Origin of the sequence: Rhodopirellula baltica SH 1 (genome assembly GCF_000196115.1) — a bacterium.
GTDB lineage: Bacteria > Planctomycetota > Planctomycetia > Pirellulales > Pirellulaceae > Rhodopirellula > Rhodopirellula baltica.
The window spans coordinates 3,558,935-3,573,192 of the sequence record NC_005027.1; the positions used below are offsets into that span (position 1 = coordinate 3,558,935).

The window sequence follows — 14,258 nt, forward strand, 5'->3', positions numbered from 1 at the left end:
TTACCGCCTACTAAATTGACGAACGATAAGTGTCATGAATGAACCGAAGACTACCAGCCTTACGACATAGATCATGGTAAGAAGACTCGCCGAATAGCTTGCTGGTTGACAAATGCCAAAGAAAACGGATGGGCTTTGAACGAAGAACGCCCCCAAATAAGTATTCGGACTACTTAGACTCCCACTTTTGAACAAATGAAGTATGGCGATCGCGACAAGTGCGATCCCCATCGCAACAATCGGACGCGACACTTTCTGCCCATTTCCAAAAACGATGTCGGTGAACCAAAAGCCGACCCATTGAAAAAACGCATTGGCACGGGCCAACCATTTAAAATTGGTACGGTAGTACGACTCATTCGACTTCCAGGCTTTCCGCAGGTGTTCCTCGGTAGCTTTGAGTTCCGTAGCAAATGCTTTATCAGCAGCACCTTTATCGCCAATTGACTCGTAGTTTTTGCGGAGGCTTCGCGCAAAGTGGCGTTTCACATTGACCCAACCAGGACAGTTGTTCTTCAGGATATCGCATGTGATATCAGTCTTATCGAATGTTGCGTACTCGAACTTGCAGCCGTCAAACGAACTGCCGTGAAAGTTAGTGTTGACGAAACGGCAACCAGTAAACTTACACTTTTTGAAGATACAGTCGCGAAAGTAGCAAGCATCAAACACCGAAAAACTAAAATCGACATTGCATAGCTTCCTCTGTTTCGCAGAAACGCGTGTGAAAACACTATGCACAAAATCATCACCATCAGTATCTCGACTGAATTGGTGATCCGCATAGTGTTTTCGTTCAAACGGTTGTAGCGACTGGTTTTCTGACGCGATCATACGCATTCGGGTGTGTTTAGGATGGCTACTAAAAAGAGGCCCAACATTGGAGGAAAGAGGGCGACAAATATCATGAAATTACATATTTTCCAGTTAAACGGGGCACTTGAGTCCTATTTTACGTTCGCCATCGCCTCCGCGATTCTAAGTTATTGAAACGGCGGCGCAACCATGGTTGCCGAAGAAGAATAACTTCTCCACGCTGCCGAAACGTCGGTTTGCGTTCGAAATACTTGGCCGGGAGCATGGATGCAGCCCAAACGCAGGCCATAGAGGCCTGAATAGATGCCGGACAAGAAGAGGGGAATATGATCGGTTTGCGACGAAGCCCAAAAGGAGACGGGGGTCAATTGGAGGCGTCTCTGCTTTCAGCGCCTTACTTGCTGTCGAAATGTGGCCCGAAGGTCATGTCGGTCAACGAGTTGATCGTCTCAGTTGAAGAGGACCGTTGGCAAACGGCTGAGCGAGTTTTTTTGCGCTGGCTAACAGCCACTTGTGCCCCTTCGCTAAACTGAAACTTGGACATTCAAATTCCATCTCTCTGATCCACACGGAAACCAGCATGTCGTACGAAATCACCGAGATTGCCGAGGGAAAAATCATTGAACTGGTTCTCTCTGGCAAATTGACCGGGGAAGCCTACGAACAATTTGTGCCGGTGGTCGATGCCCAAATCGAACGCTGGGGCAAAGTCCGGATGATGGTCGTGCTCACCGATTTTCATGGCTGGGACGCTGCCGCACTCTGGGCCGACACCAAGTTCGCAATGAAACACTTCAGCGATATCGAACGACTCGCACTCGTCGGCGAATCGAAGTGGGAAGCGGGCATGGCAACCTTCTGCAAGCCGTTCACCAAAGCGTCGGTCAAATACTTTGACCACGCGAAAATCGAAGACGCCCGGGCTTGGATCCAAGAAGCCTGAGTAGGTTGGCCACTCTTGGCCGACATCCGCCACTCGGACGGGCAAGATTGCCTTTGTGTACTCCACATCTTTTGGGAGCCGCTTGCGTTGGGAACACAGGCGTTTTGAAGCCAAGCATCTCTTGTCCAAGAACCATTAGCGTTCGATCAGCGGAGATGAGTTTTCCCTTGGCCGCTCTGGCAGAACACTAATCCACTCTGATCGGACACTAATCTTTGGTGTTTCGAGATGTGGGGTATAAAAAGGCAAGAGTGCCCATTCTACAGGTGCAAAAACGTCGTTGAGGACTCAATCAACAAGCCGAGAATTGATTGGGTGCGATCATATGAGCCGACTGGGCTGCTGGATCTTCAAGCTTCCAACATAGGCAGGCCTTGCGCCAGTTTCATCCCGAAGGGATGGCAGACGGTAGCCGGTGGTTTGAACGCAGTGAACACCACCGGACACAAGCACCCGGCTATCCTCGACCCTGAAAGGGTCGAAGATTCCACGACCCGTCCAGGGTCGAGGTGAGTCTTTCGTTTCCCGGGGTACGTTGCTTCGCAGCAACCCTGGGCTACCATCTGACATCCCTACCGGGATGAAGAATGACTTCGCCCCAAGGGGCAACGCCGTGAACGATTTAGGCGACGGTACAAAATCCCAGTTTTTGAAGTCGATCGCGATCTTCTTTCGTGGCGCGAGTGACGTTGGGGAGCCGCAACGAGGTTTGTCTTTCTTGTTCGGTTTATACCTCGCCTCCTTGCTCGACTTGCGTTCGTAATTATCGATCAGCGCATCCCCCAGCATCTCCGATAAGCTCGGTTCCTCGAGATCGGTCTCGTTGAGATTCTCAAGAATGCGTTGGAAAGAACGCACCACCCCTGCGAAGCTGATTCGCCCAGGCATCGCGACCGGATCACACCGGCGACGTTTCTTCGCGAGGTGTACTTTCAAGGCATACAGCTTGACGATCAGAATACTGAGGATCGACCAATGCAACTCCACCAACGCCCGGACGCTCTGGCGGCAGCGAAGTTGCCGTCGTCCATACGTTTGCTTTAGGTTGCGAAATTCCAGTTCGATTCCCCAGCGGCTCTTGTAAATCACCAGTGCTTGCTTGTCGGTGAGCTTCTTCTCATCCAAGACGCTCGTTAAGAGAACTGCCTTTTTGCGGCCGAGTTGGATCTGAATCATGCGAAGCTTCAAGGGACGCATGCCTTCACGGCGTTTGTCCTTGGGCCAGCAGTAAACAAGGTTGTCTTCGTCAGGCTCGACATCGTAGCCGAGGCTATGCAGCAAGTTGACGTTCGCGCCGACGCGCACGAGAAAGTGGTGCCCCCCATCGATAATGCTCTTCCAAAATTCGTAGCCAACGAATCCCGCGTCACCGGTAAACAACGTTTTCTCCGGGAATTCACCGTTTTCTAGCATCTCTTGCACGTGTGCTCGTTCGGACGCATTGCTAGGCCCAAGTTTCCAGCACCAAGTCAGTTGTGTGGCAACGTGCCAAATCATTGTGATCCAAATCTGGGGTACCGGCGGTGCCGGTGGATTCTTCTCGATGGCCTGACGGCGCATTCCTTTGGTCTTCTTTTTTCGATACCGAGCCGTTTTCCCGTGACCATGATTGGGAGCGCAAAACGCTTTTTCGTTACTCAGTGTTCGCGGCGTTGTGTCTCGAGAACCATCGACAGCCATGACGACCCAACCAGTCGTCCTCCAAAGCTTGCCGGCGGTTGTCTCAATTTGCTTGTGAATCCGAGTAAGCAAAACCTCGGACAACCATGGAGTCCATCGAACCAACGCCTTGATCAGTCCAGAGTAACTTGAAAATGCGATCCTCCCGTGGACCTTTTTGCATTGCCGGGTGCCTGAATCAAAAGCATCCTTGAGCTTGTCCTTGTCAGAGAAGATCCACAGCAAGGCTTGGATCATCAGAGTCATTGTCTTCCAGCCAGTGTTGCCGTGGGCCTGCGTCGGCACGGCCTGCTCGTCACCCAGCACCCAATCGATCGCACTGCGGATTTCTTTGGCGTTGCGCTTCTGGGCTTTGCGATAGTGCTGTCGCTGAGATTCGGACTTGACCTTGCGTTTGGCTCGATTGAATTTCCTTTGTCGAGCATGTTCTTTGGCCTTGCTTGATTCGTGAGAATCGAGTTTCTTTGACACAGCCGGATTCCTTTCTGACTGAAGTGTTTCAGTTGGTTGGTAGGGGGATCCGGCTTTTACACTGGAATTGCCCACGAAAAGTTGACAGTGGACCGGTCTTAAGGGAAAGGTAAACGGTGAGTCCTGTGAGTCAGGACTCACTTACGAGTGACGGTTCTTTGATCGCTTGCTCGAAATCGATTGGACTGAGGTAGCCCAGCGACGAGTGCAAGCGATGAGGGTTGTAAAATCGTTCGATGTAGTCAGATACGCCGCGTGTGGCGTGTTCGTGCGTGTCGTAAATCTGCTGTGCTTCCTCGGTTTTGTAACTCTTGAAGAACGATTCCATCGGTGCGTTGTCGTAGCAGTTCCCGCGACGGCTCATGCTTTGAACTAGCCCACTGGCTGCCAGGCGTCTGCGGAAATGATCGCTCGCGAATTGGGAGCCACGATCGCTGTGAACGATCAGGCCCGCGTTTGGCTTGCGAAAAGTAAGTGCTTGATCGAATGCCCCGACCACCAATTCCGAATCCATGTTCCGGCTCGTTTTCCAGCTGACAATCTTGCGGGAATGCAGGTCAACGAATGCACAGAGGTAAGTGGAGCCTTCTTGGGTTGGGATGTAGGTGATGTCCGTTAGCCAGACGCGATTGATTGCCTCGGTCGTGAAGTTTTGGCCAAGCAAATTTGAGGCGATGGGCTGATCATGATTGGAGTCAGTGGTCGATATTCTGAATTTGGTGCGGCGATTGGCTTGTATTCCCGCATGACGCATGCATTTGGCGACGGTATTTCGGCAGCACACCACACCGCGTTTGACTATTGCTCGTTGCATTCGCGGGCTTCCATACGCATCGTGATGTTTTTCCAGTCGGATTTCCTTGACGGCTTGAATGATTTGGGTTTGCTTGATCTCGGTGACTGTGGGACCGCGACCGGCGAATCGGTAATAAGCGGCGCGAGTGACTTCGAGGGTTCGGCAGAGCACTGCGATCGGCCAGCGATCGCGGCACTCTCCAATGAACTTCAACCTCAGTGACTTTCTTTGGCGAAGAATGCCGTCGCTTTTTTTAAAATGTCGCGTTCCATCTTGAGTTGACGATTCTCTTCGCGAAGTCGTCTCAGCTCGGCTTCAATGGATTGGCTACCAACTACTTCGGCCTGGAATGTTCCGTCTTCGTCAAAAGACTTCTTCCACTTGCGAATCAAGCTGTCCCCGATCCCCAAGTCTTTAGCGACAGCGGTGTACGACAAGCCTTGTTCGATGACTTTCTTGACTGCGGCCAGCTTGTATTCGCGGCTAAATGTTCGACGTTTGTCCATGGATCGGTTCTCCTGTCAGAGAAGTCTGACGTGCGCCGGCCCACTGTCAACTTTTCGTGGGCAATTCCACACTTCAAGGGCAGTTCAGCAAAACACCACAAATCGCGGCTTCAAAATCGTTCACGGCGTTGCCCAAGGGGGCAGCCCTATGCCAGCCCAGGGCAACGCCCTGGGTTGAGGCGGACCCAAGATTGCAAAGCCCCACCGGGGGCGGTCCTAGCGAAGCAGGCTCCCTAGAATGCAGGCCAACTCGGTTCTTCCCGCGATGTGAATTGGACCGCACCAACCGCTTTCAATCACAACCCAACGCGTGAGTTTTGAAGTTGCGCTATTGCATTTGGTTTTGTTGGCCAAAGGCCTTCGTCATCGTAGCCTGGGGTATCGCCCCAGGGATCGAGAACGAAGGGAAATGAGTTGGCCAACGGCCAACATCAACCCACACGCTTTGAATTGAATTTGGCCGTTGGCCAAGACGGGGCCGTGTTTTTCCGCTCCAGGGGCGATGCCCCTGGCTATGTTGAACGAGGCCGTTGGCCATTCGAGAAAAAGCGCAACTTCAAGAGTCACGCTTCGCGTTGGGATCCAACCCACAAGCCGTCACGAGTTTCGACTTGCCTGACACAACCCCCGATAGTCTTCACGACGTTCGCTACGGGGCTGCAGACCGACCACCAAGAGATCACTCCGCGATCACGTGTCCGGGCACGATCAGCAGTGGATGCGGGCTGCGACGAAGCCGATCGTTCACAAAGCCTTGAATGAACCGATCATCGACTTCCAATGGCATCACCAGCAATTGCTGCGTCGAATCGGAAAGTGGATGCGGCGGTGCGAGCTCACCGGCTTGCGGGATCAACGCGTAGCTCATCTTCATCTCGCGAGCGGTCGCATTCATTGCGGCGTGCAATTGCGTGTGCGATTGCGCTAAAGCATCACTCAACTTGTCGACGTCAAACGTCTCTCCAGGACGAATCGCCTCCAGAATGCTTCGCACGTTTTCGAAGTGCTCTTTCTCGACAATCAAGTTCAACGAGACCTCGGCACCCGGCGATGCCAAACCAAACGCCCACGCCGCCGCTCGACTTTCGACGTCACACTCGCTTCCCGCCATCAACAGGACTCGCCCACGACAAGTCTGGAACACCTGGTCTTCTCGGCGGGTCACCAAAATCGGAACCGGGCACCGAGACAGCAAGACATCCATGACGGTCCCGACACTGTCCGTGCCCACTCGTTCGAAGGAGCGTCCAAACGGGCAGGGCACGATGACCATGTTCACGTCGTGCGTTCGCAACGCCTGCAGAATGACCTCGAACGCTTCGCCTTCCCCGCGAGCGATCGCACGAGCGCCGCTCATTTGGCGAGCCGCCTGAATGGCATCTTCCGTGGCCGCATCGATCGGTTCCGCAGCGTCTCGGGCGTCCAACACCAACGTCTCGGTATTGAATTCTTCGCGAAGCGTTTTTGCCGTTTCGATGGACGTCGCGTCTTGTGGCGAACCATCCAAAACCAAGATCACGCGTGACGGTCGGATGGGCGTCATCGGAGTTGCCGATCCCACCTTCGCTCGCTCGAACATACGCATCGAATCGTCGACGTCACGATCTAAATCGGGTGATTGATCCATTACTTCAGTCGCTCGTTAGAAAAGGAAACTCAGTGGGCAGGCAACACTGGCGTCGCGGTGATATCGGGAATGTATCCCTGATGGTGCATCCACATCACATAGAAAATCGCGCCGATGACTTGCACCACCATGATGCCTCCACCGAGCTTCAGAAACGTGCCCCAACCTACATGAATACCGGCTTCTCGTTTCAGCGCATAAATCGCAATCACGCAAGAAATCGATCCGATCGGCGTTCCGTTGCCACCTAGATTGCAACAAATCACCAACGTCCACCACAACGGTTCGGCGGGCACTCCCGTGTCACCGCCTGAAACGTCTTGGACGATCGGAATCAATGTCGCCGCAACCGGGATGTTATCGACAATCGAGCTGGCCACGGCCGAGAAACCGCCCATCAATGGCACCAACAATTCGATCCGATTGTCGGACACCAAGACGACCTGCTGAGCCACCCACTTCAACGCCCCGGTGTGTTTGACGCAGCCGATGATGATGAACAGTCCCATGAAGAACAAAATCACGGTCCAGTTCACTTTTCCAATTGCGTCCTCGACTCCCTTGCCGGCAAACAGCAAGGCCGCGGTGGCTCCCACCATCGCGACAAAATCCATGCCAACGCCGAGTGGTTGAGCCAACGCAAAACCGATCACCGTGCAAAGCAAAATCACCGAACTTCGGAGCAGGACGCTCTTATTTTCGACCAACGCCCAAGGATCAAAACCCTCGATTTGCTGTTTCAGTGCGGCTTTGTCTTCGTCGGATTGCTTCCACGGCAAATCGTTTCGAAAGAACCAACGCAAACCCGCGATCGCGACCACCAAACTGACCACGGCGTAAGGCAACGACACACGCAAGAAATCGACGTACGGAATTCCGGCCGCGGTACCAATCATGATGTTAGGCAATCCGCTGGCAAATGTCGCGATCGCACCACTGTTGGCACACACCGCGACGGACAGCAACAACGGCATTGGTTTGTAACCCAGCGAACGGCAGATCACCAGCACCAACGAACTGAGGATCAACATCGCGGGGACGATCGTCAACACGCTGACGAACAAGAACGTGACCACGCACAGCGTCATGAACAGCCGGTTGGCTTGCCCACCCGTCAGCCGAACGATCCACATGCTGATGAAGTGGAACAGCCCGCTCTTCCCGACGACATCCACCAAAACCCCGGTGCCGATGATGACGCCGAAGATGTTGAGATCCTCTTTCAGGAAGTTGTAAACGGTTGGATATTCAAACAGATCCAAAGCGACGCTGAGGATCACCAGGACCGCTGCACCGCAAAGTGCCGCCACCGTTTTGTGAAATCGTTCGATCGCGACGCCAACGTAGGTCGCCATCATCACGACGGCGAACAACACCATCACCCAAGCGGGTGCGGACGCGGTGGGCATCTCAGTCAGCGATGCAGCCAACATCATTGCATTTCTCCGGAAAGAACTCGGACTCGTTCGTGCGGCAGCCTAACGCACGGCCCGAAAGCAACCAACCGGCAACACGCTGACGCAGGTCACCTTCGACCGCATCGAAGCGGTCCCTCCTTCCCAAATGGCACGGGTGTCACCACAAGTCGAAACCGATTCTCTCGTCGATCGGAATCATTGAAAAAGTTGAAATGACAATTTCAAATGGTCGATTTGCTTGGCATCAGTCCGCTATTGCCTGCTCGGTTGGTCACGCGCGACGAAGCAGGTGACAGGTTTCGGGCATGAGGATTCGGGGCCTCATCCACTACTCCAGTAATGAATGGTGCGTTGCTTCCTCGTTGCCGCGGAGGGGTCTGACGCGAACGTTTGGAAATGAATTGGGTTGCGATGTGGCTCGGCGGTGGAGAGCAGCCCGACGGAACAGTTGAGGACAACGGTTCTACTCTGACGCTTCGCTCCGGCACGATGTTCGCCAAACTGCGATCGATGCCGCTCGACACATAGAAAAGAAGCCGAGACCCGTTGGGGATCTCGGCTTGTCGTCGCGATGCAGTCACGCAAAACGCGAAAGAAACGAACTTGAGTCAGCTCCCATCGCGAATCGCTTCCTCGCGTGCTCGGTCGCTCTCCTCATCCATCTCGAGGAACTGATCGTCCGTCATCTCAGGTGCGGGATTCACCGTCACATCGTTGCTGGAACCACAACCCACGCAACAAACGACCAACAACCACAGCCCCAACATTCTCGAAATTAATTTCACTGCCTTCTCTCATTCACTGAACTACGAATAAATACACAAACGTCTTCTGCTACTGATCCAAAGTCGAAGTCTCTCTCGCTTTGACACTTCCCGCCGCACCCCAAACGCCATAATTGCTGGCTGAACCGGCGGGCGGTGCACCGGGTGCGGTTGTTCCGATCGGCCCAAGATTGGTGTTGCCGGTGTCGATGCTATCCGTGATGAATTTCACCGCGCCGTCGCCCATCAATACGTGACAACCACCTTGGTGACGACTGCCTGCTGAAAAGACACCGCCGGGTCCATTGGCGTCACCGTTGCCTCGAACGGCGTTGACGGAGTTGGGTGGGAACGTTTGCCCCACGCCTGTCATCATCGGCTCTCCCTGGGCCCAGTTGGATCCACGAAAACGGTTGCCTTGGCCGCTGGTGTTGACCGCCAAAGTCACGTCGGGCCGATAGAACAAGGGACGCTCCGGATCACGAGCGAATTCAAGGATCTCGGTCTTCGGATCGTTCCGCATCGTGTTGCCGCTCCCATTGCGAACCAAAACATCGCCCGCCAATTCTCTTGATCCGTTGCTGCGCTGGATCTCAGCCATGGCGATCGTGTTGCTCAATCCGTCCAAGACATCTCGGAACCGGGTCACAAATCTGTCTTTGAAAAATCCTCGGTGCTGCCCGATGTTCAGAGGGTTGCCCGCGTTGTTGCGAGTGTTGTTGCAATTCCAAAACGAGTCACCAAAGCTGAATCCATAGTTCAGCTGACCGAATGCAACAGTGCCCAGTGGCGCCGTGTCAGAAGGGCACAGCAACGTCGGAATCTGCGTTCGCCAAGGTTCGTAGTTCGCGTTGTAAGTGGCCGGTCCCATGGGAGGCCAATCCGTCCCTCCGGAACCTCGATACGGATTGGAGATCTGCTCCCAAACCGCTTGCTGTTCGATGAACGGGGTCAAACCAACCATCGCCGACAAACGTTCGCGGTTGGTCAACAACGCACTGGTGGTCGGCTGCCCCGAACCACCACCTTGTTGAGTCAACTGTTGAAACGCGGAATGGTAGTTATGAAGAGCCAATCCGAGCTGCTTGAAGTTGTTGGAGCAAGACATCCGGCGAGCCGCTTCTCGTGCCGCTTGGACCGCCGGCAGCAGCAAACCCACCAAAACGCCGATGATCGCGATCACAACCAACAGTTCCACCAGTGTGAAACCAGCACTGCTACGCCTTTTCAATATTGCCATTTAAATCCATCCAGAAGAGAACGAAGAATGGTCGGTTCGGCCGATTCTTCACAATCAGCTGTGAAAAACCGAACCAGCCAATGCCCCACCAACTAAGAAGAGAAGTCGCCCACCGCCCTTACGCAGAATGCCTATTGCAAGCAAATTCGCCCGATCAAACGAACAACCCGCATTCAGCGGAAACCGACACTAAGAAATACAACCAACAAGATTCGCTGATTTTTGCGCCCAGTCAAGCAAAAAAACCACCCGTACTGATGACCACCGAACCACCATCGCTCACACGGCAGGATTTCGACGAATCCAGCAACGTCGGTCGGCATATCAATCGCATCGACGGGGGCAAAAATGCGATCTCGCGACGACTCATGGTCGCCACCAAGAACTGAATCGCCGCGTGAAAGAAGCGACGTCCATTTTGCGAGTCTCGTTTGAACCTGATCGCGTCAGGGCGTCACGCAGCGCCCGCGGTCACGAAAGCTGATTCGCGATTCGGTTGCCGAGCGATTGCATGGCAGTGACGCCAGTTTCGAACTGGCCGGCAAAGTGGATGAACCCGTGCAACATGTCCGACGCGTTTTCGCGCGTCACATCGCCACCGGATGCTTCGATCTTGTCCGCGAGAGCCAACCCTTCGTCACGCAAGACATCGTAGCCGGCAACCAATACGTGAGCCGGCGGGAAATCACTGAAGTCCGCTTTCATCAGATCGGCCAGCGGGTCGGCATCGCTCACGCGATCGACACCGAAGAAGTCTTCCCCGGCCCGACCAAAGTAGTTTCCCCAAAACCACTGCATCGTCCGTTTGGTCAGTCCAAACCCACTCTCGAATTCACGATACGACTCGGAGTCAAAGGCGGGTGACACCACCGGATACACCAACACCGCATACTTCACCGCGACATCCGGATCATCTTTCGCCAACAACGCCACGGCGGCGGCCAAGTTGCCACCCGCACTGTCGCCCATGACCGCCAAGCGACTCGCGTCGAGCCCCCATGAAATCCCATTCTTTGCAACCGCTTTGGTCGCAACGAAACAGTCATGAACGGGACCGGGAAATGGCGACTCGGGCGACCGCCGATATTCCACCGACACCACGGCAGCCCGCGAAGCCGCCGCGAGACGACGACAAGTTGTGTCGTGTGATTCAACATCGCCCAACACCCAGCCACCGCCGTGAAAGAACATCACCACCGGAGCAAGTTCCGAAACGTCATCAGGCCGATAGATCCGTACCGGGATTCTTGAAACTTGCCCGTCGCAATTCTGTTCTTCCACGACTTGATCCTCGACCGATGCCATCGCGGGCCCCGCACCGAAGTTATCGACCAATGCAGAGAATCCACGCCGAGCCTTTGCAACGCCAAGGTCTTCCCACCGTGGTGGTTGAAGTTCCCGCAGCAAAGCCACGAACGTTTGAGCTTGAGGATGGAGAGTCATCGATTGGTTCCAGGAAGTCAGACGAACGAACCTATCGTATCAATCGTCCTTTCGTTTGCACCCCAGGCTGCTGGAACGACTGGAGTGAAGCCGCGACGTTTCTGCCGATCATCTCTCGCGTCCCGGGCTTTCTTCGTGTCCTGGGTTTTCTACGTGTTCTGGGCTTTGATTGTGGATGCCGCGACGAGGCGGTAAGCTCTGGCAGTTTCGGCTTCGCTCTTGCGCGACACCCGACCTCCTGCCGCATCGCTATCGCTTCACGGAAACCTGCTCACCATGGCTGACTATCAATATCACGACGTCTCCAAGATGATTGACCACTCGCTGCTTCCACCCACACTGACCGAAGCGGACTTGGATTCCGGCATCGATTTGGCAATCGCTTATGAAGTCGCCAGCGTTTGTATCTTGCCCTACTACTTGAAACGTTGTGCTGCGAAGCTCGCGGGCACCGGCGTGAAAGCGTCAACCACGATCGGTTTTCCTCATGGTGGTCACACCACCGCGATCAAGAAAGCCGAAGCCGAACAAGCCATCCAAGATGGCTGCGAAGAACTCGACTTCGTCGTCAACATCTCGCAAGTCCTGAGCGGCGGTTGGGACTACGTCCAAAATGAAATTGGCGAGGTCACCGAACTGACCCATGCGGCCGGACAAAAGATCAAGGTGATCTTCGAGAACTGCTACCTGCAGGACGAACACAAGATTCGTCTGTGCGAGATCTGCACCGAGCTCAAAGTGGACTGGGTCAAAACATCGACTGGTTATGGAACTGGAGGCGCGACCATGGACGACCTGCGTCTGATGCGACAACACTCAGGCGAAAACGTCCAAGTCAAAGCTGCCGGTGGCGTCCGAGATCTCGCGACACTGCTGGAGGTCCGAGCCCTCGGAGCATCCCGTTGCGGTGCCAGCCGAACCGCCGAGATGCTGGGCGAAGCCCGAAAGCAACTTGGCATGCCCGCGATTGAAATCACCGCGACCGGCAGCTCCGGCTACTGATCGTGATTGCACGAGCGATTTGATGAGTCAGCGTTGTTGCAGGTCTTCTTGCAGACTGGATTGATCATCAGCCATTTCCGTCGCGAGCTGCCCAGCCCGGCCCATCGTCCACAGTCGTAAGCCTTCCAAACGCTGTTTGCCGCGAACATAGTAGTCCTGGTCAAGATTGCTCAGGTGTTCTTTGACGGCGTTCTCGTATCGCACCGAATTTTGCTCGGTAAGCTCCACCCAACCGAGCTTTTCAAACTGCTGTGCCAACGCGGCAGCGATCTTTTGATGTCCTACAATACTGGGATGCACATGATCGACAAAACGACTTGGGTCGGGAACTTGGTCGGCAATCAACACGCCACGAAAATCTCGTTCGTCCAGCAATGTTGGCGTATCAACCAGCGGAACCCGATATCGCTTGGCGATCTTCTTGGTCGCCTGAACGATCGCACTCGTTGCTCGCAATGGGCAAACATCATGATCACGAGCCGCAATCAGATATTGCCGTGCCCGCTCGCCGTCGCCTCGATCATAGAGAAGCCGCCCCAAGGCATAGTTCGCTCCCGCATGGGATGGATCCATTGACAAGCATTCGCGAAGAGCATCGATGCGGCGAGGTGGGCTCTGATCCGAATCGCTGGCGATGGACCAAGCCGAACGAAAACGATTCTCTTCGTCCTCGGTCCAATCCGATCGCGTTTGTATCTTGAAGGGTGGCGTGTTGACCAAATCCGAAGCGGGAACGCACATGATCAAAGGCAAATCATTCTTCCGCGTTTGTTCGGCGATCTTTTCCAGCGTGGTGGCAAAATGCTTTTCGACACCACGTTGCCAAATGGGGTCACGCTGATAGCTGTTCAATCCACCAGGTTGATCCAAAATTGTTTCCACGCTCGCGGCCAACTCTGTCCGTTCGTAGGACGCTGCAAAAAGCGACTGCACCCAACGAACCGAATGCAGTTTAGAGCCGATGGCAGTCGACCAGCGACTGACCGCGCCCATGTCGCGAACGTGCGCATAGGTGCGATCCTCTAAGAATTCGTTGTGCCCGGTGTACAGCACAATCGCATCGGGTTCGTACTCCACGACTTCGTCCAGGATCTTGGCCACTCGGTAACTGGCGTAGGAGGTTCCACCACAATTGATGACTTCGTATTCGAAATCACTGTCGGCTGATTCCAGCCACAAACGCAGCCAAGTCGAGAAAGCGGTTTCCGTCGCATACGGTCTGCCTTGAACAGTTGATCCGCCCAAAACGAACACCCGACGAGTTCCCGATGGTTTCTTGGCTGAGAACGATTCCGGCCGAAAGAAGTTGTATCGTTCCGGTGGAATCTCCCACCGATCTGAATCCTCGTTGAAGACGAACAAGGGACGCAGCTGATTGAGCCCCACATACGGATCGTAGTCGATTGCTTGGGTGGCGGAATCATCCATGCCGCGCAGCCCTAACTCCAGTAACACAACCGGCAGGCAAGCAAGCAGCATCGCCATCAACCGCATCACCCAACGCCTGCGTCGGCTTCTGGAAGCACCAACATGCTCCGGTTCACAACCGTCG

The 14,258-nt window shown here is 54.4% G+C and carries 11 protein-coding genes and 1 pseudogene; 3 read left to right on the plus strand and 9 right to left on the minus strand.

What is annotated here, in order from left to right; translation table 11 throughout:
* Positions 1 to 834, minus strand: coding sequence for a pentapeptide repeat-containing protein (locus RB_RS13705; protein WP_164922000.1), 834 nt, complete (start codon positions 832 to 834; stop codon positions 1 to 3).
* 562 nt (positions 835 to 1,396) lie between these two features.
* Here RB_RS13705 and RB_RS13710 point away from each other — a divergent pair.
* A complete protein-coding gene (locus tag RB_RS13710) occupies positions 1,397 to 1,759 on the plus strand; it encodes a SpoIIAA family protein (RefSeq protein WP_164922001.1) in 363 nt (120 codons plus the stop codon).
* 622 nt (positions 1,760 to 2,381) lie between these two features.
* Here the strand turns inward: RB_RS13710 and RB_RS13720 are convergent.
* From RB_RS13720 to RB_RS13745, 6 genes and pseudogenes are all read right to left on the minus strand, one after another.
* Positions 2,382 to 3,910, minus strand: a pseudogene (locus RB_RS13720) (IS4-like element ISRba3 family transposase).
* A 130-nt stretch (positions 3,911 to 4,040) separates the two neighbouring features.
* Positions 4,041 to 5,212, minus strand: a protein-coding gene (locus RB_RS13725; RefSeq protein WP_164922002.1) for an IS3-like element ISRba6 family transposase whose coding sequence is annotated in 2 segments (ribosomal slippage) — positions 4,041 to 4,963 and positions 4,963 to 5,212 — 1,173 coding nt in all. Because the reading frame shifts where the segments join, the coding sequence is not laid out codon by codon here.
* Positions 5,213 to 5,891: 679 nt separating this feature from the next.
* Positions 5,892 to 6,839, minus strand: coding sequence for an adenine nucleotide alpha hydrolase family protein (locus RB_RS13730; RefSeq protein ID WP_011121060.1), 948 nt, complete (start codon positions 6,837 to 6,839; stop codon positions 5,892 to 5,894).
* A 29-nt stretch (positions 6,840 to 6,868) separates the two neighbouring features.
* Positions 6,869 to 8,275, minus strand: a complete 1,407-nt coding sequence (locus RB_RS13735) for an ArsB/NhaD family transporter (protein ID WP_011121061.1) — start codon at positions 8,273 to 8,275, stop codon at positions 6,869 to 6,871.
* Positions 8,276 to 8,865: 590 nt separating this feature from the next.
* Entirely contained in the window at positions 8,866 to 9,042 is a 177-nt protein-coding gene (locus RB_RS13740) for a hypothetical protein (protein ID WP_164921254.1), read from the minus strand.
* Between the two features lie 49 nt (positions 9,043 to 9,091).
* Positions 9,092 to 10,261: a DUF1559 domain-containing protein gene (locus RB_RS13745; protein ID WP_011121064.1), complete on the minus strand. Its 1,170-nt coding sequence runs from the start codon at positions 10,259 to 10,261 to the stop codon at positions 9,092 to 9,094.
* An 80-nt stretch (positions 10,262 to 10,341) separates the two neighbouring features.
* Between RB_RS13745 and RB_RS13750 the strand changes: the two genes are divergently transcribed.
* Entirely contained in the window at positions 10,342 to 10,650 is a 309-nt protein-coding gene (locus RB_RS13750; RefSeq protein ID WP_231846483.1) for a hypothetical protein, read from the plus strand.
* Positions 10,651 to 10,732: 82 nt separating this feature from the next.
* Here the strand turns inward: RB_RS13750 and RB_RS13755 are convergent, their stop codons facing one another.
* Positions 10,733 to 11,704: an alpha/beta hydrolase gene (locus tag RB_RS13755; protein ID WP_011121066.1), complete on the minus strand. Its 972-nt coding sequence runs from the start codon at positions 11,702 to 11,704 to the stop codon at positions 10,733 to 10,735.
* 276 nt (positions 11,705 to 11,980) lie between these two features.
* On the opposite strand from RB_RS13755, the gene deoC reads away from it, so the two are divergent.
* On the plus strand, positions 11,981 to 12,706 hold the full coding sequence (deoC, locus tag RB_RS13760; protein WP_037228457.1) for a deoxyribose-phosphate aldolase: 726 nt from the start codon (positions 11,981 to 11,983) through the stop codon (positions 12,704 to 12,706).
* Between the two features lie 27 nt (positions 12,707 to 12,733).
* On the opposite strand, the gene RB_RS13765 is transcribed toward deoC, so the two are convergent.
* Positions 12,734 to 14,185, minus strand: a complete 1,452-nt coding sequence (locus RB_RS13765) for a hypothetical protein (protein ID WP_231846484.1) — start codon at positions 14,183 to 14,185, stop codon at positions 12,734 to 12,736.
* Positions 14,186 to 14,258: the final 73 nt, after the last annotated feature.

Bases quoted from the DNA above. Each gene is read 5' to 3' on its own strand.
- RB_RS13705 (WP_164922000.1), bottom strand. From the start codon at position 834: ATGATCGCGTCAGAAAACCAGTCGCTACAACCGTTTGAACGAAAACAC.
- RB_RS13710 (WP_164922001.1), top strand. From the start codon at position 1,397: ATGTCGTACGAAATCACCGAGATTGCCGAGGGAAAAATCATTGAACTG.
- RB_RS13730 (WP_011121060.1), bottom strand. From the start codon at position 6,839: ATGGATCAATCACCCGATTTAGATCGTGACGTCGACGATTCGATGCGT.
- RB_RS13735 (WP_011121061.1), bottom strand. From the start codon at position 8,275: ATGATGTTGGCTGCATCGCTGACTGAGATGCCCACCGCGTCCGCACCC.
- RB_RS13745 (WP_011121064.1), bottom strand. From the start codon at position 10,261: ATGGCAATATTGAAAAGGCGTAGCAGTGCTGGTTTCACACTGGTGGAA.
- RB_RS13750 (WP_231846483.1), top strand. From the start codon at position 10,342: ATGCCCCACCAACTAAGAAGAGAAGTCGCCCACCGCCCTTACGCAGAA.
- RB_RS13755 (WP_011121066.1), bottom strand. From the start codon at position 11,704: ATGACTCTCCATCCTCAAGCTCAAACGTTCGTGGCTTTGCTGCGGGAA.
- deoC (WP_037228457.1), top strand. From the start codon at position 11,981: ATGGCTGACTATCAATATCACGACGTCTCCAAGATGATTGACCACTCG.
- RB_RS13765 (WP_231846484.1), bottom strand. From the start codon at position 14,185: ATGCTGCTTGCTTGCCTGCCGGTTGTGTTACTGGAGTTAGGGCTGCGC.